The organism is Kocuria rhizophila (assembly GCF_003667225.1).
GTDB lineage: Bacteria > Actinomycetota > Actinomycetes > Actinomycetales > Micrococcaceae > Kocuria > Kocuria rhizophila.
In genome coordinates this window covers 1-1,550 of the sequence record NZ_RCOM01000155.1, presented here as the reverse complement: position 1 = coordinate 1,550, position 1,550 = coordinate 1, and the positions used below count along the sequence as shown (strand labels likewise).

The following is a 1,550-nucleotide window of genomic DNA, read 5'->3' as shown; positions in this document are numbered from 1 at the left end:
GGTGGGGGTGGCCACCGGGCAGCGGGGGGAAATCCTCGTGGAGGACACCCTGGCCAGTTCCCACCCGCGGATCTGGGCGGCCGGGGATGTCACCGGGCACCCGGAGTTCGTCTACGTGGCCTCCGCCCACGGGGTCACCGCGGTGGAGAACGCCTTCAACGGCGCGGGGCTGCGGGTCGACTACACCCACCTGCCGCGGGTCACTTTCACCTCCCCGGCCATCGCGGCGGTGGGCATGACCGACCAGCAGGCCCGGGAAGCCGGCCTCCGGTGTGAATGCCGGGTGCTGCCCCTGGAGTACGTGCCCAGGGCGCTGGTCAACCGTGACACCCGCGGGTTCGTGAAGATCGTCGCCGATGCCGGCACCGGGCGGATCGTTGGGATCACCGCGGTGGCCCAGGAGGCCGGGGACCTGGCCGCGGCCGGGGTCTACATCCTGTCCGCGGGGATGACGGTGGACCAGGTTGCCACCCTGTGGTGCCCGTACCTGACGATGGCCGAGGGCCTGAAGATCGCCGCCCAGTCCTTCCGCACCGATGTCACCAAACTCTCCTGCTGCGCCGCGTGAGGATCGGCCGGCCTCGAGCATCGAGCACGGCCCGGAGCTGACGACTCAGCAGGCACTGTACGGAAGGGGAAGTCATGGCTCAGCGATTGATCGTCATCGGTGGGGATGCTGCGGGGATGAGCGCGGCCTCCGCCGCCCGCCGCCAGCTGCCCCAGGACCAGTTGGAGATCGTGGCCTTCGAGCGGGGCCACTACACCTCGTATTCGGCCTGCGGGATCCCGTACTTCATCGGCAAGGACGTCGCCGACACCACGGAGCTGATCGCCCGTACCCCGCAACAGTTCCGCGACCACCACGCCATCGACGCCCGCACCGGTCACGAGGTCCTGGAGATCGACCTGCACCGCCGCGCCGTGCTCGTGCGCGACCTGACCGCCGGCCGGGAGGCCTGGGAGGGTTTCGATCAGCTCATGGTCGCCACCGGGGCCACCCCGGCCCGCCCGCCACTGCCCGGGATCGATGCGGCCGGTATCCACGGGGTGCAGACCCTCGACGACGGCCTGGCCCTGCGGGCGGTGCTGGAGCGGGACCGGCCGGGCCGGGCGGTGGTCGTCGGGGCCGGCTACATCGGCCTGGAACTGGCCGAGGCCCTGTGCGCCTGGGGCGTGGACATCACCGTGATCGGACGCCCCCCGGCCCCGCTGCCGGCCCTGGACCCGGACATGGGCGCGCTCATCGCCACCGCGATGGAAGGGTACGGGATGGAGGTGCGGATGGGTTTGGCCCCGGGGTAGTAGCCGGCCCGGGTGGTGGAGTCGACCACGGCGGTGACGGGGTCGAAGCCGGCCGCCTGCGCTTCGACCTCGCCGAGGCCGGTGCGTCCGACTTCGATGTCGCAGATCTTGGTCACGGCGGTGCCGAGCACCCCGGGGAAGGTGGCGTAGCCGCCGCCGAGGTTGATCCCGGCGGTGCGGCCCTCCTTGTTCGCGTGGGTACCCAGCGGCAGGGCCACGTGGCGGCGGGAGACGCGGTGGAACTTCTC

The 1,550-nt window shown here is 71.7% G+C and carries 2 protein-coding genes; both read left to right on the top strand.

What is annotated here, in order from left to right:
* Positions 1-568 (top strand): oxidoreductase dimerization domain-containing protein (locus D9R02_RS11775; RefSeq protein WP_183085997.1); only part of this gene is annotated, 568 nt, incomplete at its 5' end.
* Positions 569-642: 74 nt separating this feature from the next.
* On the top strand, positions 643-1,302 hold the full coding sequence (locus D9R02_RS11770; RefSeq protein ID WP_121566959.1) for an NAD(P)/FAD-dependent oxidoreductase: 660 nt from the start codon (positions 643-645) through the stop codon (positions 1,300-1,302).
* The last annotated feature ends 248 nt before the right edge of the window (positions 1,303-1,550 follow it).